The organism is Curtobacterium sp. MCBD17_040, assembly GCF_003234805.2.
In the GTDB taxonomy this organism is placed as follows: domain Bacteria; phylum Actinomycetota; class Actinomycetes; order Actinomycetales; family Microbacteriaceae; genus Curtobacterium.
In genome coordinates this window covers 89208-113554 of record NZ_CP126274.1, presented here as the reverse complement: position 1 = coordinate 113554, position 24347 = coordinate 89208, and the positions used below count along the sequence as shown (strand labels likewise).

Here is a 24347-nt window from a genome sequence, read left to right as displayed (position 1 = left end):
AGAGTCTGCGGACTTTCGCGCTGGCAGTCTCAGTACTCGGGCGTGGTGGTGTCCAGAAGTTGAGCGAGTTCCTCAAGCGGAAACCGCGTGCCTCAGTTCTTCCGGTACCTTTCAGGACCGATCTGCGTTAGGACGCCCTCAGCCCCACGGGCGACCGACGCAGCGAGGCTGGTTACCGATACCCAGCAGTCCAGAAGCGAACGATTACGCGGGTCCTCCGCGTCTTCGGCAAGGCTGTTGTCCCAGAATTCGCTTCCAGAGATGCGCAGATGCACCTGATCGTCGTGTCGGTGGAATTCCCACAAATACTCACCTGGCTCCTCCTCCCAGGTACAGCTGGCGCTCTCGGCAACGTCGCGGATCCGCACGACGGCACGAAGGAGGTCGCCGAGTGCGTCGCCGAGGTAGGAGGCAGTCAGGTGAAGAGTGACGTCCTCGACGCAGATCGCGGCCTCCGCCCAACCCGAGCCGACAAGTTTGAAGGTGAACTCCATGGAACCAGCGTGCCACCCGCACTCGTATCGGCGGTCGCACGCTGCCGCCCAGTAGCGGATCGTTGATCGGACGAAACTCCGGCCGGCCCCGCATCTTCCAGATGTTCCCTCTTCGGCATAGCGTGGACGTCGTGGAGCGTGCCGCAGATCGCGTCATCGTCCCCAACGTGGTCGGGTTGCCCTTCCACGTGGGGCGAGACGTTGCGCATGATGCGGGCGTAGTGCTGGCGAACTCGGACCCGGACGGACCGCCAATCGGCGCGCTCGCCTGGCCGGGACTCTTCTACATCACCTCGCAACGCCCGGCCGCGGGAGCCAAGCTCTACCGGTGGGACTCGGTCGTCATCGAGGTCGTGGCGTATGGCGAAGCGGATTCGACCACGCGCGCTCCGTTCCCGCACGAGCCGCCCGTTGACAGCGCCCACGCACACCCCACGTCCGATTCGTACGTCCACACGGCAGGGGTCGACGACACAGCTGCGAGCTGAAGCGGAACCGCTAGAGGCCCCGGACGGCGAATGAGATTGCTTGCTTCTCGCTCTGGCGCTGAGTGCCGGAGTCCTGTCCGGGCCCGTCGATCTCCAGCCGATCAATCTCTTCTTGATCTCATGTCAGGGCGTGGCCGTTCTCGACATGGTCTGGATGAGGGGGCACGGATGGCTGAGGAGTTCCGGTACGACATCGAGCTGCTACTCGAGGCGCAGCACGGCGACGTGGCTGCGTTCACCACGCTTTACCGCCGTCACGCTCGTGCTGTGCTCCGCTACGCCTGGGCCGGCCTCGGTGATCGGTCCCAGGCGGAGGACGTGTTGCAGGAAACGTTCACGGTCATGTGGCGCAAGCGGCGGCAGGCGGCGATCGTCGACGAGTCCCTCCTGCCATGGTTGCTCGTCGTGTGCCGGAATCACGTGCGCAACCAGCTGCGCCGCCGACGACGACAGACAGCCCATGAACTCGATGATCAGAGCGCCACTCACCACCAGAACGCCCTGCACTCGGACGCCGAGGAGCTGGTCGCGATGCGAGTGGAACTGGGCCGCCTCAGCGATCTCGACCGTCGATTGTGCGAGCTGTGCCTGGGCGAGGGATACACCTACCGCGAGGCCGCCGCGCTCCTGGACACCACAGAAACCGCGGTCGGGAAACGGTTACAGCGGGCTCGCGCGCGCCTTCGAAGCGCTCTCAGCGGCGACGAGCCAACGAACACCAGGGAGGGCACTGCATGACCGAGACGACACTGCCCGACGACGATGAGCTCGAGCGCATCGCGTTGGCGTCCATGCCCGTGGTGTTGGACCGCATCAGGCCCCGACTACGCCGCCGTCGACAGCTGCTGATCACCGGTACCGCCCTGGTCCTCACAGCTGGCGGCGCGATCGCAGCGACCTTGGTGATCAACGACCCGGGAGACGGGATCGCCAACATGGGTCAGGCGTCCACCTTCGCGCTCGACTGCCACGACCAGGACGGAGCAGTCGCAGTGTCAAACGTGTACGCCGATGACCCCGGCACAGCGTCAAGCGACCCCGTTGCCACCTGCCTTCACGAGGAACGGCTCACCGCGATCGATGACGCGGTGTCGGCAGCCGCCTCGAAAGAGCACGCAGCCGACGTCGGGTGTGGTGTGGTCTTGGTGCCCGCCGCTGCCGAGGACGACGAGAAGCGGTGGACGTGGCTACCCGATGCGCACGGTGACGGGATGAGCGTTTCCGACGGATTAGGATCATGGGCTGATGCACGGTGGACAAAGAATTGTGAGCAGCACACGGCGACCATCCCGTTGCCGCCGATGCCGACAGCGCGACAGGTTGCTTGCGCGAAGGCAGCGAACTGGGCCGAAGTGTTCGTCTCTTCTGGTCGGAGCGCGGCATCCGTCTGCAGCACGCACGGATTACCTACGTGGGGACCCTAACGAGCGAGCTTGAACCGCCGGAAGCCGCGAAGCGCCCGATGAGGGATCCGCTGACGGAAGCTTGCTGAGCCGGTTCACGAAGGGCCAAGAATTGTGCCGCTGGCACCCGCAGTGAGCCCACATGCTCACGCTGCGTTTCGATTACGATCTCGCCGTGGCTGCGTTCTCCACCGACGATGTCTTTGGCAACAGGCTGGACTTCGAGATCGCCCGCGACGGCTTCGTGTGCCCGCTGCGAGGCAAGGTCACCCTGCCGGATGCCGAGTCGTGGTTCCGGCACGAAGGTTACGGGGTGCTCGAGATGGAGGCCGGGGGCTGGGTGGACGACCGGCACATGCACGCGACTTTCGCGGCAGCGCTCTCGTTCCCCGACTACTTCGGGATGAACCTGGACGCGCTCAACGACTGCATGTCCGATGTGGCGGAGGCTGAGTACGGGTGGGATGCGTCCGAGACCGGCGTCGTCATGGTCCTTGTCGGTTTCAACCGTTTCGCCGACCGACGCCCTCGGACCGCTCATCACCTGCAGGAGATTCTCCGGAGGCAGGGCCGCTACGCAGCGCTCTTCGGGAACAGAGTGCTCACCATCCTGTCCTGGAGGGGATCAGCTACCGAGCACAGGAGCAGCGAGCTCCCGGTACCGTTCACGTCGTGAAGGTCGGTCTTCCTGTCATCGCCCTCGTTGGCGTAGTCGTCGGAGTGCTCGGGTCCGCTTATTCGACGTCGGGCCAGATGGTGCTCGGATGGATCATGATCGTTGCGGGCTTTGCTACTGCGGCTGTCGCGGTGACTGCGCGAGTACGCGAAAACCGCCAGCTGCTTCGTCGGTGGGCTGACGAGGACGAGCGCCAGCAGGACTGACCGCTCGCCTCGGCTGCCGATCCGCTACCGGGCGGCAGCGACGTCCATGCCCGGCGCGGCGTCGTGCCGACGCTCGAAGCCATGCCGCTCGTAGAATCCCGCTCAACCGCGGGCCGCGACGAGTTGGACGTCATCCACACCCCGGCGACGCGCCTCGTCCACGAGGCGGCTGAGAACTTCTCCACGCTGTCGTTGGCGTTCTCGACTTTGAGGAGCTGCGACTCGACCATAGAATTGTCGAACTCGCCCGGTCCGCCGTTATGCTCGGCACCGTCTTCCGGAACTGGGGGCCCGTATCAGGGTCCGTGCAACAGCAGTTCTTGGACGGCTACCAAACGGTCCAAGCCCTCACCGACGAGGAACTCCACTGGTGGCCGGTCCTCGTGCTCTGGTACTCCCTGGCACTCGTGCCTCGCGGCGACGACCCCAACGGGTGGGGTCGAGCAGCAGCCGAGGTGCTCGACGGGCACACAGCGAGCTAGGAGAACGCAGTCTCGGTAGCCGATCCTTCACCGAGCCTTCAGCAGTACGGGGCTTGCGTCCCGAACTGCGAAGCGTCACCGTCAGGCAGGTCGAGCCGTCCCTCGCCGGCGACGCCGATCCCGATCACGGTGTCGCGGTCGATCCCCGGTGATGTACGGATCGCTCGGGCTGTGCACTTCGGCGCATCCGCGCAAGTCGTAGGCGCACTCGAATCACCCCCTTCGTCCTGCGGAGCGCTTCGCGGAAGTACCACGCGAAAGCCAACCCGATCAGCACCACCGGGAGCAGTTCGGGCGCGAGCAGGAACGTGCCGAAGATCATGTCGAACATCTCGAAACCGACGAGCGACGCTGCCGCGAACCATACCCAGCCGCTGAACAACATCAGATGCCGCGCCGCCCGGTGGCGAACGCGCCGCCCGCGAGCCCGCAACAGGCCGATCTTGCGCCAAAAGGGCTGGCGGTACCGCGGGGGCACTTTTGATGGGATGTGACGACGACGGAAGCTGGCGAGCATGAGCGCTCCAGATGGTTAGCGGCAGCGGACGGCGAAACCGTCGAACCGCGCACGCGCCACTCCACGAGCAGTAGACAGCCCCCTACAGCGGTAGTGAACCGTCGCAGCGGGAAACGATCAGGCGGTGCGTGCGGCGAGACGACGGACGGGCCGTCCCGGCGCGCGCGGTCCGTGCCCGCTTACCAGCATCACGCTCATCTGAGGCCGCAGCTCCGGCTGCGGCCTGGTCGCGCTGGGCACCGGCCAGAGGGTGAGGCCGATCGCGAATACGACGCAGATCACGCGGCCCACGGCATGCACGAGACCCAGTGCCACAGCGGTGCCGACCGTCAAGACAAGGAGCGCGGCAACTGGATGCGCGGCTGCGGACGCGAGAACGAGATGCATCCAAGTCTCGATACCCACAACGCGAGCGAGCAGAACCCATCCGAGTGACGTCACTGGACCCTCCGCCCGCTCCGCTTGGTCATCCAGCTTAGGCAGGGGGACCTAACAACACCAGACAGTCGTCCGGTCGGCGACGAGGACTTCTCATTGACCGATCGGTGACCGGACGCGGCTGCATCGCATTGAAGATGAAGCTACCTGCTGGCAGCCAGCGTGGGTTGGGTACCTCGGGGTTACTGCAACTTCAGTCCTGGAGGTTCTGTCTCACATAGATAGTCCGCGGTTTCTCGCGGTGAGGGCGCGTCGTGCGGACGGGTCCTAGGAGTTGATCGGGAGTGTTGGCTCGAGCAGGTTTCGCGACTGCGCCCGACCGGGGTGCGGGTGGTCGGGTTGCTCCCGGCGGCTGTCGGTTCCGCGCATAGAGGTGGGGTACGACACCTTCCCCTTCTGTAGGAGACCGGACATGCCTCAGCAGACTGACGTCCTCGACGTTGGCGGCGCTGCCATCAGCCCTGCCATCGTGGAGCGACCTGCCGCCCCCGTCATCGACCACGATTTGTTCGAGGACCCGGATGTGTTCAGCGGGCCGGTAGCGGTCGTGGAGCCGGTCACCGTTCGGCCGGTGTCGGCGGATGTTCTCCTGGAGGTCGCCGCAGCTCCTGCCGCTGTTCGGGTCAGTGACCCGGAGCCGCCACCGGTCGCGGAAGCGCCGACACCGGAGCTGCAGCCGGCACCGGTGCAGGAGCAGACGGTGATCGCTGACCTTCTCGCTGAGGTGCCCGCCGCTGTCCCGCAGAAGCACGCTCCCGTCGTAGAGCCTGCGTCGCTCGGTCTGTCGGTCACGCTCGAGCAGCTCGAGGCGAGCCGAGGTCGTCCCGCCGGCAAGAAGCCGAAGCCGGTCAATGACCTTGTCGAGGACGCTCCCGTGGAGGAGCCCGTCGCTGCCTCCGCAGATGCTGAGCCCGAGGAGTTCGCGGAGCCCGTCGGCGCCGGCCTCTTGGAGGTCGTTGACGACGAGGCCGCCACCGACCCGACCACCGATGCTGATTCGGCCGCTCCGGTCCACGAGGACACCGACGTCGATGCCGCGGCCTCCACCGTCGCCGCCAACGTCACCGCGACCGGCGGGGACGAGCCCGTCGCCAGCGTCGAGGCGACCTCCGCCGTCGTTCCGACTGAAGTCGCGCCGGTCACCGCTGACGTCGCTCCCGCTCCCGCTGCTGCTGCTGCTGCTGCTGCTGTCCCACCGGCGGAGGACCCCGCACTGGACACACACACGGTGTCGGCGAAGACCACGGCGACGTACTCCGACATTCAGAACTCGGAGCAGCAGTTCGAGGGGCTGGTGAAGGTCAAGAAGTTCCCCCTCATCGACCCGGACCAGCGGTGGGTGATGGTCGTTGCCGTCATCGCCCTGTCCGGCATCCTCGCCGCGAACCTGACGTCGTCGTTCACGTCCGTGTACTCCGAGGCGGCGAATATCGGGTTCCCGCACCAGGTGCAGTGGCTGCCGGTGATCAGCCTCGACGTCGCCATCGTCGGGTTCAGCTGGGCGCTGATGGTGTTCAAGGCCCGCGGCGACAAGGTGTGGACCACCCGCCTGTACTTGTCCATCTTCACCGGGTTCAGCGTCGTGGCGAACTTCCTCCACACGTTCACGTTCTGGCACGAGCACCTCATCACCCCGCAGTCCATCTACGGCGTGGTGTTCTCCGGGTCCATCCCTCTGTGGTCCCTCGTCGCTACCGAGGAACTCATCCGCCTCGTGTTCATCCGCCGCAACCGCATCAAGAGCAAGAAGGAATCGAAGTGACCATCGCCGCAGACATTTCCCAGACGGGTACTCCGGAGCAGCCGGCGGAGGTCGCCCTCGTGTCCGGGAGGGAAGCCGGAGCGAAGCGAGTGCGTCAGCTCAACCACTCGCAGTTCGCCACCAGCTCCGCCCGGCAGACCGCCACTCTCGCGTGGGCTGCCGCCGAAGTCGCCGCGGAACTCCGCGACAACACCGAAGGTCAGCGCACCATCGCCGCGGCTCTCACCGCGCTCGCGGACGCGACCGCCCGTCAGGCAGACGCCGCGGAGCGCTCCGCTGCCGCCGCGGAACGCACGGCGTCGCTGACGCAGCTGCAGGCGATGATGACGTTCTACAGCCTGCACGACCGGGTGTTCCCCGACGGAGTCGCGGACCAGTTCAAGACCCTCCTCGGCATCCGGTCCACTACTGCCGAGGCCGCAGCACCCGCCGCCCGGCCGGCGCCTGCCGACCCGGCGCCGCAGGTGCCGGCGTTCGACGAGTTCGCGTAGTCGGAGCAGGTCATGTCCGTTCTCTTCGACGACGTTCCCGCCGCTCCGCTGCTCATGCCGCCCACCGCGGGCGAGTGGGCGAGAGCCAACCGCGGTTGGGTGGTCACCGGCGTGGCCCTGCTCCTCGCCCTCGTGTACGCCCTGGCGTCGATGTACACGTTCCCCATCCGGGAGCAGGAGCTGGCGACCGTGCGTCGCGGGTACACCGCGGAGCTGAACCGTCTGAGCTTGGCGCAGTCGTCCTTCACGTCGGTGCTCGCGGACTTCCACAGCACCCACGACCAGGGCGCAGCGGTCTCCGCCGCCATCAGCAAGGACATCCACGTCCGCGCGGCCCTGTTCTCTAAGCCCGCCGTCGCCGCCGTTCATGACGCCGACGAGAACCTTGCCGGCGCGCTCACAGCCCCCGCCGGGAAGCCCGCCAGCGCGACCGTCCCGGACCCGCTCCCGACCCTCACTGGGTATCGGCTGGCGACCGGCACGGTGTCCGGGAAGGTTCGCGCGACCCAAACCGCAACCTCAAGCACCCGCACCGCAGCTTCCGGGGTGACCCACGCGCGGAACACCGCCATCACCGCCATGGTTCACCTCGGACAGGCGGCAGCGAACACCGGCCCCGGCGTCCTCGCAGCGGACACCCTCGCCTCCCCCACCAGCCAGCAGCAGTTCAACGCCGCCGTCACCGCCGTCGGCGCGGCGACGAAGACCGGCTCCACGTCGATGACCGATGCCCAGATCGTCGCCCTCAGCGACGCGGTCGTCAACTACAACACGGCGGGGAAGGCGTTGAACTCGTCGGAAAAGGTCGGCGCGGCCGCGCTGAAGGTCGCCCAGGCGAAGGCCGCCGCGCAGAAGAAGGCGGACGACGCTTCGCAGAAGGCTGCCGAAGCGTCGCCCTCCCCGACCGCGCCACCGAGCCCGACGGCGTCGCCGTCCGCGACGGCGACTCCTGCGCCGCCGGTCACTGATTCGCCCACGTCCACGCCGTCACCGACTGCGACGCCGACGCCGACAAAACCGACGGTCCAGACCTCCGCGGACTACCAACCGCAGTGCACTGCCGGGGAGGCAGCGTTCACCCAGCACGCCGACGACGGGGACACCCTCACCCTCTCCCCCGGCTTCTCGTTCACGTACACGATGACGCAGGCGGACACCGGCGGCTGGGACGTGACGGTGTTCCACTGCCAGTCCTGACCGGCCCGGCGGTGACCGCATAGAACCCGATGTCGTCACCGCCGCTTCCGGAAGGAACCCCACGTGTCCCGCCGCACCGTCCCCATCGTCCTCACCGTCGTCGCCGTCCTCGTCGCGGCGGTCATCGCGTGCACGTTCATGCTCGTCATCAACCCGAGGAAAGCTGACCAGGCTGCGCTGACCCACGCGCAGTCGAAGCTCAGCGCCGCACTCCGGAAGAACACCGCAGCGCACAACCGGTTCACCGCGGCGACGAAGCGCTCCGCCACGCTCGAACATGCGATGGCGCCGCTGCCGAGCACGAACAAGGCTCTGTTCCCCGCCAACGTGCTGACCACGTTCAGCAACGACCTGAAGGCCCTCGACGAAGGGGCATCGTTGACGGAACCGAACGCGGCGACGGATCTCCCCACCGGGAAGGAATCCTTCCGGGACGCCACGCTCGCCGTCACCCGAGTCACCGCGGGCGTGACGCACAACACATCACTGACGGACACGAGCACCGGTACGGTGCAGTCCGTCTACGACGAAGTGGCCGCCGATCTGCGAAGCGCCGCTCGGGTCGCCGGGTCGCAGTCCGCATCCGTGCTCACCAGCAACCAGGGGGCGTCGAACACGCTGCAAACCTCGTTCGCGCAGGCGTCCGACATCGACACCACCGGCAGCGCCTCACACATCGCCGCGTCGCTGGCCGAGTACGCCAGCGTCGGCCAGGAGCTCATCAGCGACAACGCTGCCCATCCGGTGAAGCCGGTCACCGCGTCCCCGAAGCCTTCCCCGAAGCCGTCGCCGACGCCGAGTCCCGCTCCGTCGCCGTCCGCTTCCCCGTCGAAGGCGCCGCAGACCCCGAAGCGGACGCCGGAGCCGACCGCGCCAACCACGGTGAACCACACCCCGCACGTCATCGCGCAGGGGCAGTACTCCCCGACGTGCACCGCCGGGACGCAGCTGTTCACCCAGTCAACCTCTGCGGGCAATAGCATCACCGTCAGCGAGACCTCCCCGTACACGTACACGACGTTCTCGACGACCACGGGCTGGGGCGTGAAGGTCCTGGCGTGCACGCCAGCCGCGTCCTAGCCATCGGGGTACACGCAATCCATGTGCAGCCCCGGAGTGACGGCCCTGTCCTCGGCGCAAAATGCACCGTTGCCGCTTTCGGGTGACAAACAACGAGCCCGAAACACGCCAGATTGTTTAACCCGTCTAACTATCCGCCGCATATACCGTCTGTATGGGAAAGATCATCCGGGTGGGCGGGTCGGGGCCCCACCGCACACGGTTCGCTGAACACGACCGCTCCGCGGCGAGCGTCCATCTCAAGCCACCGCTTGGGCACTTCGTCATCGGGTCGCCGGACAGGCTGCCGCTGCACTCCATCCGGGCAATCCGCGACGTCAACACGTCGTTCGAGAACCTCGGCCTGCCAGACATCAGCATCGACGACAGCGACGGCTGCATCGACCTGCTGTACGGGATGAGCGACTCCGTCTTCCGCGGCAACGATGTGTTCGTGCGCGTCACCCTGAACGACGCCGGGAAGGTCGTGGACTGCGGCCACGGGGAAGACTGGTTCTTCACCTCCTTCGAGGACCCACGCCTGCAAGCCCTGATGGACGAACACGGCGCCGAGGAATCCGAACTCATCCCACGCCCAGCCGTCTAACACCGACGACGGCGGGACTGCCCCGCCGTCGTCGGGCTGCCGCGCACAGAACCGGTATGAGCGCAGCAGCAGTGGCAGTACGAGCGAAGGACCGTGGTGTTGGACGCCGCGTCAACGCGGCCGGGCAGACCCTCTCCGGCGGCACCTTCGCGGAGCACAACCGGGACGCCGACGACATCACCCTCACGGCCGTCACCGCCCCCACGGACACCGTCGATGACGTGTTCACCCGCGAGTACGACAACAGCGGTGACCGGGCGCGGGCGTACCTCGCCGAGCTCGACGACCACGTGGAGACCCTCGCCACGGACGAGGGCTGGCGCGACTATTTGCGCACCATGTCGTCCTTCCGCCGCTACTCGTTTACGAACCGGCTCCTCATCGACCTCGAGCTCGCCTCCCGCGGGAAGGCGCCCTCCTCCCGCGTCGCTCCGTTCTCGTTCTGGGAGGCCCTCGCCCGGAAGCAGAACCCGGATCTCCCGGAGGGGCAGTTCCTTCAGGTGGTGAAGAAGGGCGAGAAGGCGCTGCACGTCCTCGGCCCGAACACGTTCAAGGAGACCGTCACCGACAGCAACGGCAACGTCGCCCTCGACGAGGACGGGAAGCCGAAGAAGCGGGAAGTGTTCCGCGGCTGGTCCGCCCGCCCGGTGTTCGACATCAGCCAGATCGACAACGTCACCCTCCCCGACGACTACCAGACCCTGTCTGAGGAACCACCGGCTGGGTTCATCGAGGACCTCGAGCAGGCAGTCGCCGGCGCCGGGTTCACTCTCGAGGAGGAGGATCTCACCGGCAGCAACCTCGGCTACACCACCACGGACGGCTCGAAGCGCATCGTCGTGAAGAAGGGGCTCAACCCCGGGACCCGCGCACGCGTCCTCGCCCACGAACTCGGCCACGTCTACGCCGGCCACATCGAACGCGCCGACGAATACACCACCGGTGAGGGCGGGCACCGCGGTGCGATGGAAGTCGAAGCGGACAGCCTCAGCTACCTGGTGTTGCGAGCGAACGGCATGAGCCCCGAGGTCGGCAAAGCCAACGGTTCATACGTGTTCGGCTGGGCCAAGCACACCGACGGGTCCGCAGAAACCGTCCGCCGTACCGGTGAGGCCGTCACCCGCGCGTTCGAGAAGCTCATGACCGACCACAACTGGCGGAACGTCCTCGAGCCCACCGGCGACGCCAAGGCCGCCGAAGAAGCCGAACTCGAAGCGATCAAGGCGCGCATCAAGGCGGAGAAGGACGCGAAGAAGAAGCCGCGCACCGCCACCGCTACGAAGAAGCGCGCAGCACCCCGCCGCACCAGCACCCGTGCGAAGGCAGCCGCCGCGGCATGAAACAGCCGGGGCGTCACCGGAAGTGCGCTTGGTGACGCCCCGCGCACATAGCCGGTATGCCTTCACGAGACCAGCGTGGGAACGTCCACGGACGCGACGGACGCTTCGCCCAGCAGCACCGGGCCGCCGCGGAGGTCACCCTCAGCCGCACCAGTCACCGGGAGCAGGCGGCCGAGCAGGCTGAGTGGCTGAAATCGGACCTCTCCCGAATCGCCGGGTATCTCCACGGCGACGACGACGCGTCCCTCGCGGCCGCGAACGAGCTGGTCGGGCAAGCGACCGTCCGCCTCCGACGGCTTCGCGCTGACGTCGCCAGGACCAACATCGAGCACACCGTCCGGAAGCACTTCCCGGACGCCGCGGAGCTGACGCTCATCAACCGAGGTTCATCGAGCAGGCCCGATTGGGAACCGGACATCGTCCGTGACGGCGACCGCGACACCCTCTGGGTGCACACGTCGAACACGTTTGCCGACGAGCCGTGGGGAAGCAACCTGATCATGGACCTCCTCCAGCTCGGCGACGACGAGGACCCCGACCCCACCGGAGATGCCGACGCAGTCATCACCTTCCAGTAGCAGATACGAGGCCGCATCCGCGTTCAGGTGTGTCCGCGCATAGCTATGGCATGAACAGCACCACTTCGCCGTCCCGTCCCGTCCGGAACCCGCGCGGGTTCTACCCCGGGGGTGGAACGTTCAACGAGCTCACCAGCCGGCACGCGGACCGGAACGGCAGCGCCGCGTTCCACGTCGAGGACATCGACCGGTTCGACGACGGCAACGGGATCCTCGACATCGTGCTCTACGACGAGACCAACGAACCCGTCGCCACCCTCGCCCTCACCGACGCGGACACCGCCCGCATCTCCGACGACCTCACCCTCGCCCGCCTCGCCGGCTCCAACTCCGGCATCCCCGTCACCATCACCGACCCCACCGAACACGGCACCCAGACCGCGAACCGGGACCGCCTCGGCATCATCACCTTCGCTGGCATCGACGCGACCGTCACCCACACCACCGACAAGATGGTCCACATCATCCTGTTCGAAGGCGCGGACCAGACCGCGCCAGCTCCCGCACTCATCGCCCTCCCCCGCGATCACGCCGCGAACCTCGAAGCGGCCCTCCGAGCACGCAGCCGACAGAAGTAGCCACCATGCAGCCCACTCAGACGATTCACCTCACCATCGGCGAAGACCGCACCCTCGGCTACTGCGGCGTCCGCGGGGAACCCACCACCACCATCGGCCGGGTGAGCTGCCTCGACTGCGCCAACCGCCTCGACGAACTCGGCGTCTAACCCGGGCAACCCGAGGCCCCGTACGCTGACGCCACCAACCAAAGGGGACGCCGTGGCCAAGCAGGACGACAACTGGGACGAGCAAGAGCACCTCACGCAAGAACTCATCGGGTCGATGGAGACGATGGACACCGACGAATTCGAGGCTGGCTACGCGCAGCTCGACGAGTACCACCAGGGTGTGGTCGGGGACGCCACGAGGGAGTTCCAGGACAACGCCATCGGCTGGAACGACGACGACGACTGACGTCCCGCAGTGAAGGCGCGGCGGACGCCGCACACATGCCGGTCGTGAGCACCTTCAACGAGCACGACCACCCCCGCGCCGGCAGCGGCCAGTTTGTCGCGAAGACGAACAGCGAGAGCGAAGCGACACTCACCGGGGTGCCAGCTGAAACGGTGACTGCGCTCTATAAGCATCCAACTCCAGGCAACACCAGCGAGACCGACCTCGACGGCCGGCACGGGCAGCGCGTCCACGTCATCGGCCCCCTCGACGAGTCGGAGTATGACGTCGAGGAGGTCGGGCCGATGTTCCGCGTCCGCTTCGACGACGGGCACGAAGCAGACGTGTTCAGCGACGAGCTGACGGAGCACCAGACGTCGGGTGCAGGAGCGGCGCAGACGCCGACGAAGCCGGCGAACTACGACGAGTACTGGGGTGACCTGCCGCTGCACTCCGCGGCGTCACTGATGGACACCCGTCTCGACGGCGGCGACTACGGCACAGACCCCATCAACGCGCGAGCGGACTACGCCGAGGTGGGTGAGGACGGCATCGCCTACGGGTACCGCGTCGGCCCAGACCTGATCGGTTCTATCGTCGCCGGGGACCGCCGCGACGACGAGGACGACCTCGACTACGCCGAACGTGTGGACAAGGCGCTCGACGATGCGGGCATCACCTTCGGCGACGTCGAGGAGTACTTCCGAACCCGGTACGGCGCGGACGCAAGCTGGGACGGCGACTACGGCCATCTCGCGGTCGAGTTCTACGTTGAGTACGGCCCGGAGGGCGCAACGGGCACCTCAGTCGAGCAGATGGGTGACCGGGTCGAGAGCGAGACGAAGCTCCTCGCGGCCCGCAACGACTACGAATACGGCGGCGCGATGCAGTCGCATCTCGCCGAGCATCTCGGGTACCGGAGCGAACGGGTCAGCGAGACCGACTTCCACGCTGGGGTCATCTGGAAGCTCGACGAGGACGCCGCCGCGGAACGTCGCAGCAAGCGCCAGCAGCACAACGGAGCTGCAGCATGACGGCGAACGCAGCGGCTGGGCAGCCGCGTCTCGGGAACGGCACGTTCACGTTTGGCCGCCATGATGAAGCACCGGCGGGGCTTGTCGCGGCGGTGCCGGCGAATCTCGAGGACCGTCTTGGCATCCCGGAGGGTGAACGTCTCGGCCTCCGCTTCGCGGGGTACGGGCGGCTTGGGGAGGACCGCACGGTGTGCTGGGTGACGGAGGATGGCCGCACAGAGGTCACGGAGTGGAGCGGCATCGTCATGTTCCATCAGGATGAGGAGCTGCACCGCGACGGCGGCCCAGCGCTCATCCACAACGACGGTCGCGAGGACTGGTACCACCACGGCACCCGCATCCCCGCCGGCACCCGCGACCCGGAGGACATCCTCGGCGTCCCCGACGGCGAGCGCATCGGCCTGCACTACGCCGGCGTCCGACACGAGGGCGGCGAACAGGTGCAGGTGTGGTCCTCCGGCAACGGGAGCTACGAGGTGCACGTCGGTGAGGAAGGCAGCATCGCCTTCTACCTCGACGGGGACCTTCACCGGCACGGAGGTCCCGCCGTCGTCCTCCCTGACGGCACAGCGGACTGGTACCGCCACGGCACCCTCATCGAGGCCGCTCGACCAACGCCGCCGGTGAAGGAACTGCTGCACGCCGGCCCCGTGGACACACACCGCATCTCCGGGGACCGCTACGTCGACGGCCGACGAACCGCTGCCATCGCACAGGAGGTCCGCGCTGACCTCCGCGACCTCGACAGTGTGGGTTTCTTCTCCGACGGGGCGACCGTTCTCGTCAGCAGCGCGCAGGCAAGCACGAAGTCTGTCAACGTCCGTGTCCGTGGACTGCCGAAGGGCGAGTACATCGTCGACGGGAACTTCACCGAGAAGGGCCGCCAGCTCCACGACCATCTCACGGACGTGCTGAACCAGTACAACCAGTACGAGGTCGGCCCGCAGGCTTCCACCAACCGCCGCGCGTTCTGGGAAGAAGTGCACCTCGTCGAAGGTCCGTAGCCGGCGCTACGGTGAGCGGGTGCCCACCGAATCCGACTCTCGCGGCCAACACCGCTACGCGTCTATCGACGACGCGCTCCGAGAGCGGCGCCTTCCGCTGGAGAATCATCTCCTGATCAAGTCGTTCGTCCACAACCTGGGCGTGACACACCTGTACGAAACGACCACGTACATCCGCGGCGTCCGGCCCGGCGGACCTGACCTGCAGATCGCTTCCGGATGGTCCAACGGGTTCACCGAGGAGGAGGTGCAGCGGTTCGCCGGCGACGCGGAATCGATCTGGCTCAACGACGACCGCGATCCGCTGTGGGGGCTCACCCATCCACAGCACGGCGGGCACGCAGCAACATCTCGAGCGCAACGTGTTCGGGACGGCGGCCACTGCGAGCTGTGCGGGTGGGGGCTGGCGATGTCCGGCGCCTGCAACAACCGTTCCTACTGAGTGCGCGTAAGTGAGTCGACGACTCGCTTGCGGTGCACTGTGCCGTCCGAACGGTGTTGACGGCGGGCCACGTTGCTGTGTGCGACACGGCCGAACCCATCCTGTGGGGTTGGCGGTGTCGTGCGCGACCCTTCACGGGCGGCTCGTGGAGTGCGCGGCTGACCTTGCGGTCGTCCTGTCGGCTGGCCTGGCCGCGTCCTCTGTCGCGGTCGGGGTCCGGCGGGAGTGCGCCGTGCTTTCCGGGCGAGCGCCCGTCGACCGATGACAACCGCGGCGGCACGATGGCCGTCGATGCTGCCACCGAACGTTTCGATGAGGGGCTGCAGCCAGTGCTGCTTCCCCCACGCTGATGTGTACGCCCGGTCCACCGCAATCACGGACAGGCCGGCGGTGGCGGTCATCCCGACCAGGCGTTGCCGGAACTTGGCTGTTGGGATGCCGGCGACGGTGCGGCGGAACCGTTTCCCCGCTTTCCCGCGGCCCATGGTTTCCCGACCGGTCGCGCGGGCGTCGTCGAAGCCGAGGTCCTCGATGCTGATGGACGCGCACCCGTGCTGCTGGGCGAGGGTGATGAGCCGGGTGACCGTGTGCCGCAGGTGCGCGTCCCGAGCGGACGCCGGCAGCCCCTCGAGGGGTGCTTCCAAGCGGACGGGGCGGCCGATGACGTTGCCGGACACGTCGATGACGGCGGCGTCGAAGTGCCCGCCGTTGACATCCACCCCCAGCGTCCGCTGCTGCCGCAACGCGTCAAGCGGCACGGTCGGTGCTTCCGGGTATGCCCACGACGGGTGCAGATACCAGCGGCCGTTCGCTTCGACGCTGATGTCGTACCGGACGGCCTTGCGCTGGTCCACCCGGTCGGCCCACTCGGCCCCACAATGCGTGGTAAACGTCAGCGGCGCCGTCAGCAGCAGCTGCCGCGTGCCGAGTTCCGCGACCAGGGCGGCGGGGACCTTGACGTGGACTCGCCCGTCGGGAAGGACACGGATGGTGTGGTTCCCACCGATGGTCCCGGATTCCCCGTCCGCGGTGAGGAACATCCGCGCCGCCGCCCACTGCTCCTCCCACGCTTCCCGGGTGAGCCCAGCTTCGTCGAGGTGCTCCCGGTTGCGCCACAGCCGGCCCGACCCGACGACGACGGTCGGAGTGCCCGCGGACAGGTCAGCGCGAGCATGGTTCAGGCGGGTCAGGAGGGCCCCGCGGCGGCGGGACTTCATGAACCGTTCGTTCTCAGACGCATACCCGCGGATGGGCTTGGACCGGCGAACCGTCCCGGGAACGTTCTCCCCAACGGGCACCGCCATCCGGGCAGCGATGTGCTCCGTGGCCTGGTGCAGCATGCGGACCTCTGCGACAAGGCCGCGCATCCCGAGCTGGTACTGGTCATTCACCGCCCGCGTCAGCGCACCCGCCCACCGCGACGACGACACCGCTGTCAGGCGGCGTTTTTCCTCCGCACGCCACAGCTTCCGGCCGTCCTGGTCAAGACGACCCAAACGGATGCGGTTAGCGAGGGTCTGCCGGTACTGCCCACCCAGATACTCCCCGATGCGAGTCAGGGCAGCGGCCTCCGCCGCGGAAAGGTGCAGGCGGGTGCGGGTGCGGGCACCGGTGGGGGTGGCGACAACGAACGGGTCCGCCAACACCCGAAGCCCCGGCTTCGACCGTTTCGGCGCGACGACAGCGGCGACGTCAGTCGCCGCTGTCGTCGAAGTCCGTTCAGGCATGCAGGTCCTCTATGCGCGGATCGTCGACCATGCCAGCACCCTCTGACACTGCTGCAGCCGTCAACGCCCGCGACGCTCGGTTCCGCGCGGAGCGACGTCCGTACAGGCGAGCACAGAACGAGGTCAGCACCTCAGTCATGTCCCGAACCAGGTCATCGTCGAGTTCACCGTCGTCCAGGACCACCAGCCGTCGACCGGCAGCAGCAAGCGCCGATTCGACGAGTTCGGTGTTCATCCGACCGAGCCGGTCGCGGTGCTCCACCACCACCACGGTCACCGCCGGGTCCGCCAGCAGTCGTCGCACCTTCGCCCGATCACCGTTCATCCCCGACCCAACCTCGGCCTCAACCCGAACGACGCGCAGTCCGCCATTTGCGGCCCAGGTTGCAAGCCGCGCGGTCTGGCGTTCCAGGTCACCGCGTTGGTCATGCGAGGAAACCCGTGCGTACAACCCGACCCCGTTCGCGTCGGTGCCAGCGGTCGCAGCGTCGATGTTCACCAGAATCGTGCGCGGCCCAACCCGACGTGCGGGCACCGGAAGCGTTCCCTCCCGGAACCACTTCCGCGCCGTCTGTGGATGCACACCCTGCACCCGGGCCCACTCGGTCAAGTTCATGCCAACAGCTATGCGGCGAAACTCACTCGTTCACCCTCACCAACCGTTATTCGTTCACCACCAACGAACAGCGCCAACCCGGACTGCGACCACTTCGGCTGACCACCGCCACGTCCTGCCGCGCACATGCTTGGCATGGCGACATCGACACAGCTGCGACGTGGGAACACCGGTAAGGGCGGCAATAAGGGTCTGTTCGACGGGCACCTCCGCACCGGCGACGAGGTCACCCTCGACGGGTTGACCACGAAGGCGTTCAACAAGCGGTTCGACACCACCTACCGGGTCACTGACCCGACGTACGTTCCGGACCGCATCGTCGTCGATGGGGTGGATGTCAACATCGTCGCCGACGGTCGGAACGTGTGGGGCGACGGCGTGAGCGTCACCTACGTCGCGTCCACCGCCGACTTCGACATCGAGGTGGACGTGTACGAGAACAGCCGCGCGTTCGTGGAGGACGCCGTCGCCGCCGGCATCCTCGACAAGCGCATCGACATGCTCCGCGCCGCGAAGCGTGTCGTTCCCGCCGAGCAGCACGGCGACCTCCACGCGGAGATTGCACGCTTGACGCAGCAGCTGCCGATGGTCGAAGACGGATGGGGGCATGGCGAAGCGCTCACCCTGGCGCACCGCGTGACCAACGCGTCGCTCGAGGAGACCGAGATCACGACCTTCCCGGAGGGCGCCGGGTCGGCGTACGTCGACGAGGACGCCATCACCTACGAGCGGACGCTGCCACCCGCATTCCTCGCGGAGATCTTCACCGGCGAGGCAGAACCCGACCTCGAGGGCGAAGCCGCCACCGAGCGGTACTGGGGCCTGTACGAGAACCGGGTGACCAACGAGGACCTGAACACTGCAGAGCGGTTCATCCGTGAGCGGTACGGCTTGGACTTCGAGGACAGCTTCGAGTACGGCGACGAGCTCACCCTACGCACTCGAATCCCCACCGTCGTGAATGGCCGCCCTGTCTCCCTTGAGTGGGCGAAGCAGCAGGTCGCCGACGGGTTCGCCCGACTCCGCGACGACCTCGACTCCGACACGTTGCAGATCGACCTCGCGACGGCTCTGGGCTTCATCTGCGACGACGAGTCGGGGCGGTTCTACCGGCCGTGACCGCAACTGTTCGCCGCATACGTGCAGGTCATCACCACCAGCACTGAAGGAGCAACACCGTGAGCGCAGCACCGCCACTTCCCCGCGAACTGGCGGAGTTCGCGCACGAGTTCCAGCAGTCCACCGCCCCGGAACCGGAACACGTCGCCGTGCAGCCGGCAGGTCCTGTCGACCCGAACGAGCCAGCACAATTCCACTGGCAGCAGTGGGACACCGGCCTCAAGACCGGGGAGGTACGGTACACCGCCGACCAGCTAGGCCTGCCGGAGGGGGCACCGCTTCGGGCGCTGTCCATCAGCGCCCACGAGGACAGCACGTTCCACGTCACCGCGTCGCTGAACCTGAACCTGCTGCTGTACCGCGGTCAGATGACCGAGGAGACCTGGGAGCAGTGGCTTCGTCGGAACGAACGGCAGGTGCGGACGTTCTTCCGCACGAAGTACGGCGCGACCCTGAACGTGTCCGAGCCCCTGAAGCCAACCGACCGTCGAGCTCGAGGATGGCGAGACGTTGACGCATTCGCCGGGACCACCGTCACCCGCGGCCGCATCACCCCCGCAGAGGCGTACATCATCGCCATCCGGGAGACCGCGATCGCGCACCTGAACGACGACGCGCACCTCACCGGTGGTCTCGGGAAACTCCTCCGCGAACACGTCGCGTCCACCATCGTCATCAGCGACGAGCGGGCTCTCACCGTCCCCTACATCCACGGTCTCGCCGACAAGGACGCCATCGTCCGCGCCATCTACCGACACGTCGACGCGGAGATCCGTGAACGAGGCGGCGAGCGGAACCTCGACGATGGATCCGCCATCGCCCTGTGTCGAACGTTGGAGGAACGGCTGTACCCGGAACTGGCCAGGTTCGGCTCCATCGGCATGGGCCACAAGAGCGACCTGCTCGCCGAAGTGGCACGCGCAGCCGCGTTCACCCGCGACCCGAAGGGCCTCACCCGATTCGAGGAGCTCGCCGCGTACTTCCTCCGCGGCGCCGACAACTAAGCCTACGAACGACGCTCATCCTGCTGCCGCATACATGAGTGGCGGAGGGCCCGATGAGCATGACAGCAGCTGCTGCCCCGCGCATGATCACGCGGGAACGTGACGTTGCCGGCCTTCCGAACACCACCAGGTTCGCTGCCCGTCGCTTCACCGAACCGGCCGTCACCCTCACTGCGTCGACCACCGGAGCCGCTCTGATGATCCCTGAGATACCGGTCTGGTCACCGCCGCCGGGCACTCACGTTGACACCTCGCCGTGGGCGCCGGCGTTCGGCGCTCCGACCCTGACGGACGGTCCCGATGACCCGATCGGGTTCGACTTCGACCACAGCATGGACCGGTTCGAACCGGTCACCGTCGCCCCACGCGTCGACCTGAACATCGCCGACGACGTCGTCGACAGCATCTCGGTTCGGGACCTCGGCAGCTACCTCGACGGGAACCAGTTCGAGGTGACCGCGACGAAGCAGGTGAACCTGCTCGAAGCGTTGAACCCCGCAGGGCAGGAGGACCTCCGCCGCTGGCTTGAGGACAACCGTGCGGTCGCTGCGGACTTCTTCGCCGTGCAGTACCGCGCGGACATCCCCGACACGGGGTCGTTCCGCGCCCTCGACGTGTCCGTCCACGCGGTCATCCCGGCCACCAGCGACCGCACCATCACCCGCATGCAGACGTACTCGTACACGGTGCAGCACACGGAAGCGAAGCAGCTGCAGGTGGACATCACGTCCGGACGCATCCGGGAGCTGTTCCGCGAGCACACGCAGAACACCGCCTCGCGCACGAACATGGACGTCGGCTACACCCTGCCGGACACCGCCTCCCCGCACGAGCACTACGAGTACCAGAACCAGTCGAAAGCAGACGCCGTCCGCGAAGCGGTGGCACGTGACGGGAACCGGCTTATTTCCGACCGGGCGGCGTACTGGCTGTGCCAAACCCTCCCTCGACAGCAGTACCCGGAGCTGTACCGCTACGCCCACAACCGTGTCGCCGACAAACGCGTCCTCGCCACCGAACTCGAACACACCATCAACACTGCCGCGGCCGCCGGCTTCAAACCCGGGCAACGGGAATCCCTCCACGCCCTCTGGAACTACTTCACCTACGGCGCCGACAATCGATAGCCGAAACGGCGAACGGCGCATCGCACCCTTCGATCTCGTCGGACCGATATAGAGCAGGCCGAGGAGGAACACGATGGCGAACAGCCTCATCCCGCCAGTACTGAAGGGCAGCACCCGCGGCGTCGTTGCCGTCGCGTCGGTGTTCACCGTCATCGGCCTCGTCGTGCTCCTCCTCCCCATTCGCACGCAGGTGAGCGTCGGCGGGTTCCCGTTCTGGCTGCTCGGCGCGATGCTGATCCTGGTCAGCCTTTGGTACTGGATAGCGCTCATTCGAACGCATGGCGCCCGACGCAGCACCCCGCCCGAGGCGGACTGAGATCTGCCCCAGCCGGTTCACCCGGCACGCCCGCCGCATATGTGCCAGGCATGACGCTCCCTCCTCGCCGGCTCGGTCAGCCTCGCATCGGCAACGGCCAGTTCACGTTCGCGCAGCACGACCCCGCCGCCGCCGACCTCCTCACCGGCGCCGGCGACCGCGCAGACGAAGCACGGCAGGTGTTCGCCGACGCGGAGCAGCGCGCGAAGCAAGCCGCGAGCCACGCACGCCGCGCAGGAGTGAACCTCCTCGCCGCGCTCGCGCAGGCGCAGGACCACCGCGCCGCGCAGCTGAACCTCCGCTGGCGGAACGGCCGGTACACCGCAGAGGCACTCACTGACGCTGACGGCGGTGTCGTCTGGTCCGTCCCGGAGAGCCGCACCGACCCCATCAGCCGCGCCGTCGACACCGTGAACGCGTACATCGACGAGCCCGGCGACGCCGCAGACTCCGGTGTCAGCGTCCGCTCCAACGGCGCAGCCACCCTCCCCCTCCGCCCGAACCCGCGGAGCACCCTCGACGACATCGAACAGCAGCTCGGCTAAGCGAACAGCGGTTCCGCGCATAGGGGAACCATGACCGCCATGCTTCCTGTCGACTGGGACCTCATCGACGCGACGTTCACCCTGCCGTTCGGGTACATCTGGAACGGGGTCGCGGAGTTCAACCCGGAGCACGACGAGCACGCGTTCATCGTCGGGCCGCCCGCTTCCGGGAAGACCGTCATCGCTCGGAGCATCGCCGCGGCCGCGGTCGTGCAGGGCTTCGACGTCCTCAACCTGACCTCCGCGTCGCTGCCCGGCGTGCGTCACCCCTCCACCGCGTTCAGCACCACCCTCAAGCAGCTCATCGCCGAGCGTCGCGTCCCCGGCGCCGAGCGGGTCATCGTCCTCACCGACGCCTCCGAGCTCCTCACCGGCCGGAACGCCGCAGCAAACGCGAACATCCTCGCCTCACTGCTCGGAGGCGGCGCCAAGCTCGGGATTCACCTCGTGCTGTTCGCCAGCGACCCGTACCTCACCGACGGCGCCGACATCGACGCCATCGACGACCTGCTGCCCCTCACCCGGAACGGACTCGTCGCCCTCCTCGACAAGCCGACCGAGAACGTTCGCCTCGAGATGTTCGGCACCGACGGGCTGACCGTCACCGCCCCCGGACACCTCGGCGGCGGACTGCTCCAGCAGCGAAACGGCAGCGTCGAGCAGTTCCGCGCCTGGCACGCCGAGCTCCCCGACTTCTCCCGGTTCGTCGCCAGCTACGCCACCTGAGCACGGCGCGGGGGTGACCGCCTACGTCGCGGCTGGCCTCACGCCCGGTCGCGCTGAGAGGATCGCCGACATGATGACGAGCTGGATGACAGGTGTGGCCCCGCTCATCACGGCGGTCGTCGCTGTCGGTGGCACCGTCTGGACCAATGCCCGCGAGGCCGGCACGTTGCGCCGTCTTGAGCGGATCAGTGCTCTGCTACAGAGCATCCCCCGGACCACACCTCGAGGGAGGGTCTTGAGCAAGTACGAGACCGGCTATTGAGGCGGTACCTGGATAGGACCAAACGGACGCCCGCGGCGTGGTTGCGCGTCGTCGCCGTTCTCAACGCCGTGGTCTGCATTCCTGTTTCGCTGATTTCCCTGACGTTCCCCCAGCCGTTAGGCACGAAGGTCGCGGTCGTCAACGCAATCCTCGCGATCGCCGTGGCCGCCATTGTGCAGGTCCTCCGTAGGAGCCTGTCGCCTCGCTGATAGCGAATGCAGTCGAAGGCGGAGGAAGACGCGGCTACCAGCGCCGTATCGCTGGGTGCCCCCGTCCCTGCGGACGCTTCGTAACCCGCTGAGCTCGTCGTGCCGGCATAGGGGCTGGCATGACGACCACGCAGCAGCGCATCGATGACCCGACCGGTGTCTTCATCACCGGAGCGCCCGGTCTGGGAAGACCGGACCTGGTCGTGGAGTTCGTGTCGGGCGCGCGGGAGTCGGGCGCCGACGTCCACATCATCGACGTCCCGAGCGATGGCTGTGACTACAGCCGCGTGGACGCTGTGCTGCACACCGACATCCGCGACGCGGTCAACGCCTTTCGTGCCCTCCTGAGGCACTCCACGGCCGAGCGGCCGGTCGTCGTCGCTGTGAACTCACTCGCGGCAACGCTGCGACACGAGGGCCGACTCGACTACCGGTTCGACGACGAAAAGCTCAACGTCGACCGTGAGAACCAGCTCCGCGACGAGCTCGGGGACCTCATCGCCGACGCGTTCGTCTTCGGCGCCAGCCGCGGCGTGATCCCCATCGTGGAGACGCCAGAGGAGCGGACGGTTCCGCTGATCAGCCGGGTCAAGCAGGCGAGTTCCGGGTGGGTGCACGTCGCCTTCACCGCTGCCGGTGAAGGCACCCTGCACAGCGAGCGGGGCGCAGTTCCGTTCCACCTGCCGACCCGGAGCGAGGGCGGGGCGTGACCGGTCCGGCTCGGGCGTTTTTCGCCGCATAGAACCGGTCGTGGCTGACGAACGAGAGAGCATCAGGGACCGGTACCGGGCGGCGAATCAGGACCGACGCGATGACATCGACGGGTTCTTGAAGTCAAACCGCGGTGGCGTGTTCGTCTGGGGCGGCATCATCTGCATCGTCGCGGGGTTCATCTGGTCGCTGGTGGCCCGCTGATGGGTCGCGTTCTTGGGCAGGCGGCGCGGAGCTTGAACCACTCCGAGTCGTGGCTCGCCGACCAGGGCACCGCGAAGGTCGGCGCGAAGGGTGAACAGCGAACCGGTCAGCTGCTGAACGCGCTCGCGACCACCGGCGACGGTCCCACGGTTCTCCATGACCTGCGGATCCCCATCCCTGGTGTGAAGGCGAACATCGACCACATCGTCGTCTCCGGCAGCCAGGTCACCATCGTCGATTCGAAGGTGTGGAAGCCGGGGTTCTACTGGACCTTGTTCGGCGCCACCCGCCGTGGCCTGGAGCTGTTCCCGCCCGCGGACAAGCAGACGATGCCGATGGCGGTCGACGCGGTCCGCACCTACCTGCGGAAGCAGAACCTGCGCGGCTCCGTCGCGACACCGCTGCTGGTCGTTTGGTCGTCGCAGAAGTCCAAGCCGACGTCGTCGTTGACGTTCCTCCACTCCCCTGGCGCTCGAGCCGTGAACGGTTCGGTGTTCGCCGCGGCCCCTGCTCGGTACGTCGGCGGGAAGCCCGCGGACGAGCAGATCGTCCGAGCGCTCGCGCAACTGCTGCTCCGCCCCTGACTCAGCGGACCCGACTCCGCCTCCAG

The 24347-nt window shown here is 67.3% G+C and carries 34 protein-coding genes; 29 read left to right on the top strand and 5 right to left on the bottom strand.

Annotation, left to right across the window (positions count from 1 at the left end; all coding sequences use genetic code 11):
* Positions 1 to 92: 92 nt before the first annotated feature.
* Positions 93 to 494 carry a hypothetical protein gene (locus tag DEI94_RS16515; RefSeq protein WP_111025508.1) on the bottom strand — a complete coding sequence of 134 codons (402 nt, stop codon included), beginning with the start codon at positions 492 to 494 and terminating at the stop codon, positions 93 to 95.
* 131 nt (positions 495 to 625) lie between these two features.
* Here DEI94_RS16515 and DEI94_RS16510 point away from each other — a divergent pair, with 131 nt between their 5' ends.
* From DEI94_RS16510 to DEI94_RS16485, 6 genes are all read left to right on the top strand, one after another.
* Positions 626 to 982 (top strand): PASTA domain-containing protein, encoded by a 357-nt coding sequence (locus tag DEI94_RS16510; protein WP_146249398.1) that lies wholly within the window; start codon positions 626 to 628, stop codon positions 980 to 982.
* Between the two features lie 168 nt (positions 983 to 1150).
* Positions 1151 to 1720, top strand: coding sequence for an RNA polymerase sigma factor (locus DEI94_RS16505; RefSeq protein WP_181441692.1), 570 nt, complete (start codon positions 1151 to 1153; stop codon positions 1718 to 1720).
* Positions 1717 to 2406, top strand: coding sequence for a hypothetical protein (locus tag DEI94_RS16500; RefSeq protein ID WP_111025505.1), 690 nt, complete (start codon positions 1717 to 1719; stop codon positions 2404 to 2406). Before DEI94_RS16505 ends, DEI94_RS16500 begins: the two co-directional genes overlap by 4 nt.
* Before the next feature lie 154 nt (positions 2407 to 2560).
* On the top strand, positions 2561 to 3061 hold the full coding sequence (locus tag DEI94_RS16495) for a barstar family protein (protein ID WP_181441691.1): 501 nt from the start codon (positions 2561 to 2563) through the stop codon (positions 3059 to 3061).
* A complete protein-coding gene (locus DEI94_RS16490; protein WP_111025503.1) occupies positions 3058 to 3267 on the top strand; it encodes a hypothetical protein in 210 nt (69 codons plus the stop codon). Before DEI94_RS16495 ends, DEI94_RS16490 begins: the two co-directional genes overlap by 4 nt.
* Before the next feature lie 305 nt (positions 3268 to 3572).
* Positions 3573 to 3749, top strand: coding sequence for a hypothetical protein (locus DEI94_RS16485; RefSeq protein ID WP_181441690.1), 177 nt, complete (start codon positions 3573 to 3575; stop codon positions 3747 to 3749).
* 124 nt (positions 3750 to 3873) lie between these two features.
* Here DEI94_RS16485 and DEI94_RS16480 read toward each other — a convergent pair whose 3' ends face one another.
* Entirely contained in the window at positions 3874 to 4266 is a 393-nt protein-coding gene (locus tag DEI94_RS16480) for a hypothetical protein (protein ID WP_111025501.1), read from the bottom strand.
* 117 nt (positions 4267 to 4383) lie between these two features.
* The gene (locus tag DEI94_RS16475) at positions 4384 to 4653 is read right to left on the bottom strand and encodes a hypothetical protein (protein ID WP_146249397.1); all 270 of its coding nucleotides are present in this window, start codon (positions 4651 to 4653) and stop codon (positions 4384 to 4386) included.
* 463 nt (positions 4654 to 5116) lie between these two features.
* On the opposite strand from DEI94_RS16475, the gene DEI94_RS16470 reads away from it, so the two are divergent.
* The 13 genes from DEI94_RS16470 to DEI94_RS16410 all read left to right on the top strand — a co-directional run bounded on the left by DEI94_RS16470 (position 5117) and on the right by DEI94_RS16410 (position 15171).
* Positions 5117 to 6466 carry a hypothetical protein gene (locus tag DEI94_RS16470; protein ID WP_111025499.1) on the top strand — a complete coding sequence of 450 codons (1350 nt, stop codon included), beginning with the start codon at positions 5117 to 5119 and terminating at the stop codon, positions 6464 to 6466.
* The gene (locus tag DEI94_RS16465; protein ID WP_111025498.1) at positions 6463 to 6957 is read left to right on the top strand and encodes a hypothetical protein; all 495 of its coding nucleotides are present in this window, start codon (positions 6463 to 6465) and stop codon (positions 6955 to 6957) included. The genes DEI94_RS16470 and DEI94_RS16465 overlap by 4 nt, the downstream gene beginning before the upstream one ends.
* A gap of 12 nt (positions 6958 to 6969) precedes the next feature.
* Positions 6970 to 8154, top strand: coding sequence for a hypothetical protein (locus DEI94_RS16460; RefSeq protein WP_111025497.1), 1185 nt, complete (start codon positions 6970 to 6972; stop codon positions 8152 to 8154).
* Between the two features lie 63 nt (positions 8155 to 8217).
* Complete coding sequence (locus DEI94_RS16455; protein WP_111025496.1) at positions 8218 to 9234, top strand: hypothetical protein; 1017 nt, start codon at positions 8218 to 8220, stop codon at positions 9232 to 9234.
* Positions 9235 to 9388: 154 nt separating this feature from the next.
* Complete coding sequence (locus tag DEI94_RS16450) at positions 9389 to 9820, top strand: hypothetical protein (RefSeq protein WP_111025495.1); 432 nt, start codon at positions 9389 to 9391, stop codon at positions 9818 to 9820.
* 56 nt (positions 9821 to 9876) lie between these two features.
* Positions 9877 to 11160 (top strand): ArdC-like ssDNA-binding domain-containing protein, encoded by a 1284-nt coding sequence (locus DEI94_RS16445; RefSeq protein ID WP_111025494.1) that lies wholly within the window; start codon positions 9877 to 9879, stop codon positions 11158 to 11160.
* A 56-nt stretch (positions 11161 to 11216) separates the two neighbouring features.
* Positions 11217 to 11738 carry a hypothetical protein gene (locus DEI94_RS16440; protein WP_111025493.1) on the top strand — a complete coding sequence of 174 codons (522 nt, stop codon included), beginning with the start codon at positions 11217 to 11219 and terminating at the stop codon, positions 11736 to 11738.
* 50 nt (positions 11739 to 11788) lie between these two features.
* Positions 11789 to 12316, top strand: coding sequence for a hypothetical protein (locus DEI94_RS16435; protein WP_111025492.1), 528 nt, complete (start codon positions 11789 to 11791; stop codon positions 12314 to 12316).
* Between the two features lie 5 nt (positions 12317 to 12321).
* The gene (locus DEI94_RS16430) at positions 12322 to 12465 is read left to right on the top strand and encodes a hypothetical protein (RefSeq protein WP_181441689.1); all 144 of its coding nucleotides are present in this window, start codon (positions 12322 to 12324) and stop codon (positions 12463 to 12465) included.
* 52 nt (positions 12466 to 12517) lie between these two features.
* On the top strand, positions 12518 to 12712 hold the full coding sequence (locus DEI94_RS16425; RefSeq protein ID WP_111025491.1) for a hypothetical protein: 195 nt from the start codon (positions 12518 to 12520) through the stop codon (positions 12710 to 12712).
* Positions 12713 to 12756: 44 nt separating this feature from the next.
* A complete protein-coding gene (locus tag DEI94_RS16420) occupies positions 12757 to 13725 on the top strand; it encodes a hypothetical protein (protein ID WP_146249396.1) in 969 nt (322 codons plus the stop codon).
* Positions 13722 to 14729 (top strand): hypothetical protein, encoded by a 1008-nt coding sequence (locus DEI94_RS16415; RefSeq protein ID WP_146249395.1) that lies wholly within the window; start codon positions 13722 to 13724, stop codon positions 14727 to 14729. The genes DEI94_RS16420 and DEI94_RS16415 overlap by 4 nt, the downstream gene beginning before the upstream one ends.
* Before the next feature lie 19 nt (positions 14730 to 14748).
* Positions 14749 to 15171, top strand: a complete 423-nt coding sequence (locus tag DEI94_RS16410; protein ID WP_111025488.1) for a hypothetical protein — start codon at positions 14749 to 14751, stop codon at positions 15169 to 15171.
* Here the strand turns inward: DEI94_RS16410 and DEI94_RS16405 are convergent.
* Entirely contained in the window at positions 15165 to 16898 is a 1734-nt protein-coding gene (locus tag DEI94_RS16405; protein ID WP_146249394.1) for a hypothetical protein, read from the bottom strand. The genes DEI94_RS16410 and DEI94_RS16405 overlap by 7 nt on opposite strands.
* Positions 16891 to 17514, bottom strand: a complete 624-nt coding sequence (locus tag DEI94_RS16400; protein ID WP_111025486.1) for an IS607 family transposase — start codon at positions 17512 to 17514, stop codon at positions 16891 to 16893. Before DEI94_RS16400 ends, DEI94_RS16405 begins: the two co-directional genes overlap by 8 nt.
* A gap of 135 nt (positions 17515 to 17649) precedes the next feature.
* Between DEI94_RS16400 and DEI94_RS16395 the strand changes: the two genes are divergently transcribed.
* The 10 genes from DEI94_RS16395 (at position 17650) to DEI94_RS16350 (ending at position 24321) form a co-directional block, all read left to right on the top strand.
* Entirely contained in the window at positions 17650 to 18633 is a 984-nt protein-coding gene (locus tag DEI94_RS16395) for a hypothetical protein (RefSeq protein ID WP_111025485.1), read from the top strand.
* A 59-nt stretch (positions 18634 to 18692) separates the two neighbouring features.
* On the top strand, positions 18693 to 19637 hold the full coding sequence (locus tag DEI94_RS16390) for a hypothetical protein (RefSeq protein WP_111025484.1): 945 nt from the start codon (positions 18693 to 18695) through the stop codon (positions 19635 to 19637).
* Positions 19638 to 19690: 53 nt separating this feature from the next.
* Entirely contained in the window at positions 19691 to 20764 is a 1074-nt protein-coding gene (locus DEI94_RS16385; protein ID WP_181441688.1) for a hypothetical protein, read from the top strand.
* Positions 20765 to 20837: 73 nt separating this feature from the next.
* Positions 20838 to 21080, top strand: a complete 243-nt coding sequence (locus DEI94_RS16380; protein WP_111025482.1) for a hypothetical protein — start codon at positions 20838 to 20840, stop codon at positions 21078 to 21080.
* Between the two features lie 50 nt (positions 21081 to 21130).
* Positions 21131 to 21625 carry a hypothetical protein gene (locus DEI94_RS16375; RefSeq protein ID WP_111025481.1) on the top strand — a complete coding sequence of 165 codons (495 nt, stop codon included), beginning with the start codon at positions 21131 to 21133 and terminating at the stop codon, positions 21623 to 21625.
* A gap of 30 nt (positions 21626 to 21655) precedes the next feature.
* Complete coding sequence (locus DEI94_RS16370) at positions 21656 to 22351, top strand: AAA family ATPase (protein WP_111025480.1); 696 nt, start codon at positions 21656 to 21658, stop codon at positions 22349 to 22351.
* A 13-nt stretch (positions 22352 to 22364) separates the two neighbouring features.
* Entirely contained in the window at positions 22365 to 22613 is a 249-nt protein-coding gene (locus DEI94_RS16365; protein WP_111025479.1) for a hypothetical protein, read from the top strand.
* 328 nt (positions 22614 to 22941) lie between these two features.
* A complete protein-coding gene (locus tag DEI94_RS16360) occupies positions 22942 to 23532 on the top strand; it encodes a hypothetical protein (protein WP_111025477.1) in 591 nt (196 codons plus the stop codon).
* 40 nt (positions 23533 to 23572) lie between these two features.
* Positions 23573 to 23737, top strand: a complete 165-nt coding sequence (locus tag DEI94_RS16355; RefSeq protein ID WP_181441687.1) for a hypothetical protein — start codon at positions 23573 to 23575, stop codon at positions 23735 to 23737.
* A gap of 32 nt (positions 23738 to 23769) precedes the next feature.
* Positions 23770 to 24321, top strand: a complete 552-nt coding sequence (locus DEI94_RS16350) for a nuclease-related domain-containing protein (RefSeq protein WP_284183763.1) — start codon at positions 23770 to 23772, stop codon at positions 24319 to 24321.
* Positions 24322 to 24347 lie beyond the last annotated feature (26 nt).

Excerpts from the sequence above, each read along its gene's own strand:
- DEI94_RS16395 (WP_111025485.1), top strand. The coding sequence starts at position 17,650 with ATGGCGACATCGACACAGCTGCGACGTGGGAACACCGGTAAGGGCGGC.
- DEI94_RS16380 (WP_111025482.1), top strand. The coding sequence starts at position 20,838 with ATGGCGAACAGCCTCATCCCGCCAGTACTGAAGGGCAGCACCCGCGGC.
- DEI94_RS16460 (WP_111025497.1), top strand. The coding sequence starts at position 6,970 with ATGTCCGTTCTCTTCGACGACGTTCCCGCCGCTCCGCTGCTCATGCCG.
- DEI94_RS16440 (WP_111025493.1), top strand. The coding sequence starts at position 11,217 with ATGCCTTCACGAGACCAGCGTGGGAACGTCCACGGACGCGACGGACGC.
- DEI94_RS16375 (WP_111025481.1), top strand. The coding sequence starts at position 21,131 with ATGACGCTCCCTCCTCGCCGGCTCGGTCAGCCTCGCATCGGCAACGGC.
- DEI94_RS16435 (WP_111025492.1), top strand. The coding sequence starts at position 11,789 with ATGAACAGCACCACTTCGCCGTCCCGTCCCGTCCGGAACCCGCGCGGG.
- DEI94_RS16415 (WP_146249395.1), top strand. The coding sequence starts at position 13,722 with ATGACGGCGAACGCAGCGGCTGGGCAGCCGCGTCTCGGGAACGGCACG.
- DEI94_RS16515 (WP_111025508.1), bottom strand. The coding sequence starts at position 494 with ATGGAGTTCACCTTCAAACTTGTCGGCTCGGGTTGGGCGGAGGCCGCG.
- DEI94_RS16405 (WP_146249394.1), bottom strand. The coding sequence starts at position 16,898 with ATGCCTGAACGGACTTCGACGACAGCGGCGACTGACGTCGCCGCTGTC.
- DEI94_RS16370 (WP_111025480.1), top strand. The coding sequence starts at position 21,656 with ATGACCGCCATGCTTCCTGTCGACTGGGACCTCATCGACGCGACGTTC.
- DEI94_RS16500 (WP_111025505.1), top strand. The coding sequence starts at position 1,717 with ATGACCGAGACGACACTGCCCGACGACGATGAGCTCGAGCGCATCGCG.
- DEI94_RS16385 (WP_181441688.1), top strand. The coding sequence starts at position 19,691 with ATGAGCATGACAGCAGCTGCTGCCCCGCGCATGATCACGCGGGAACGT.
- DEI94_RS16430 (WP_181441689.1), top strand. The coding sequence starts at position 12,322 with ATGCAGCCCACTCAGACGATTCACCTCACCATCGGCGAAGACCGCACC.
- DEI94_RS16400 (WP_111025486.1), bottom strand. The coding sequence starts at position 17,514 with ATGAACTTGACCGAGTGGGCCCGGGTGCAGGGTGTGCATCCACAGACG.
- DEI94_RS16505 (WP_181441692.1), top strand. The coding sequence starts at position 1,151 with ATGGCTGAGGAGTTCCGGTACGACATCGAGCTGCTACTCGAGGCGCAG.
- DEI94_RS16470 (WP_111025499.1), top strand. The coding sequence starts at position 5,117 with ATGCCTCAGCAGACTGACGTCCTCGACGTTGGCGGCGCTGCCATCAGC.
- DEI94_RS16450 (WP_111025495.1), top strand. The coding sequence starts at position 9,389 with ATGGGAAAGATCATCCGGGTGGGCGGGTCGGGGCCCCACCGCACACGG.
- DEI94_RS16475 (WP_146249397.1), bottom strand. The coding sequence starts at position 4,653 with ATGCATCTCGTTCTCGCGTCCGCAGCCGCGCATCCAGTTGCCGCGCTC.
- DEI94_RS16445 (WP_111025494.1), top strand. The coding sequence starts at position 9,877 with ATGAGCGCAGCAGCAGTGGCAGTACGAGCGAAGGACCGTGGTGTTGGA.
- DEI94_RS16360 (WP_111025477.1), top strand. The coding sequence starts at position 22,942 with ATGACGACCACGCAGCAGCGCATCGATGACCCGACCGGTGTCTTCATC.
- DEI94_RS16480 (WP_111025501.1), bottom strand. The coding sequence starts at position 4,266 with ATGCTCGCCAGCTTCCGTCGTCGTCACATCCCATCAAAAGTGCCCCCG.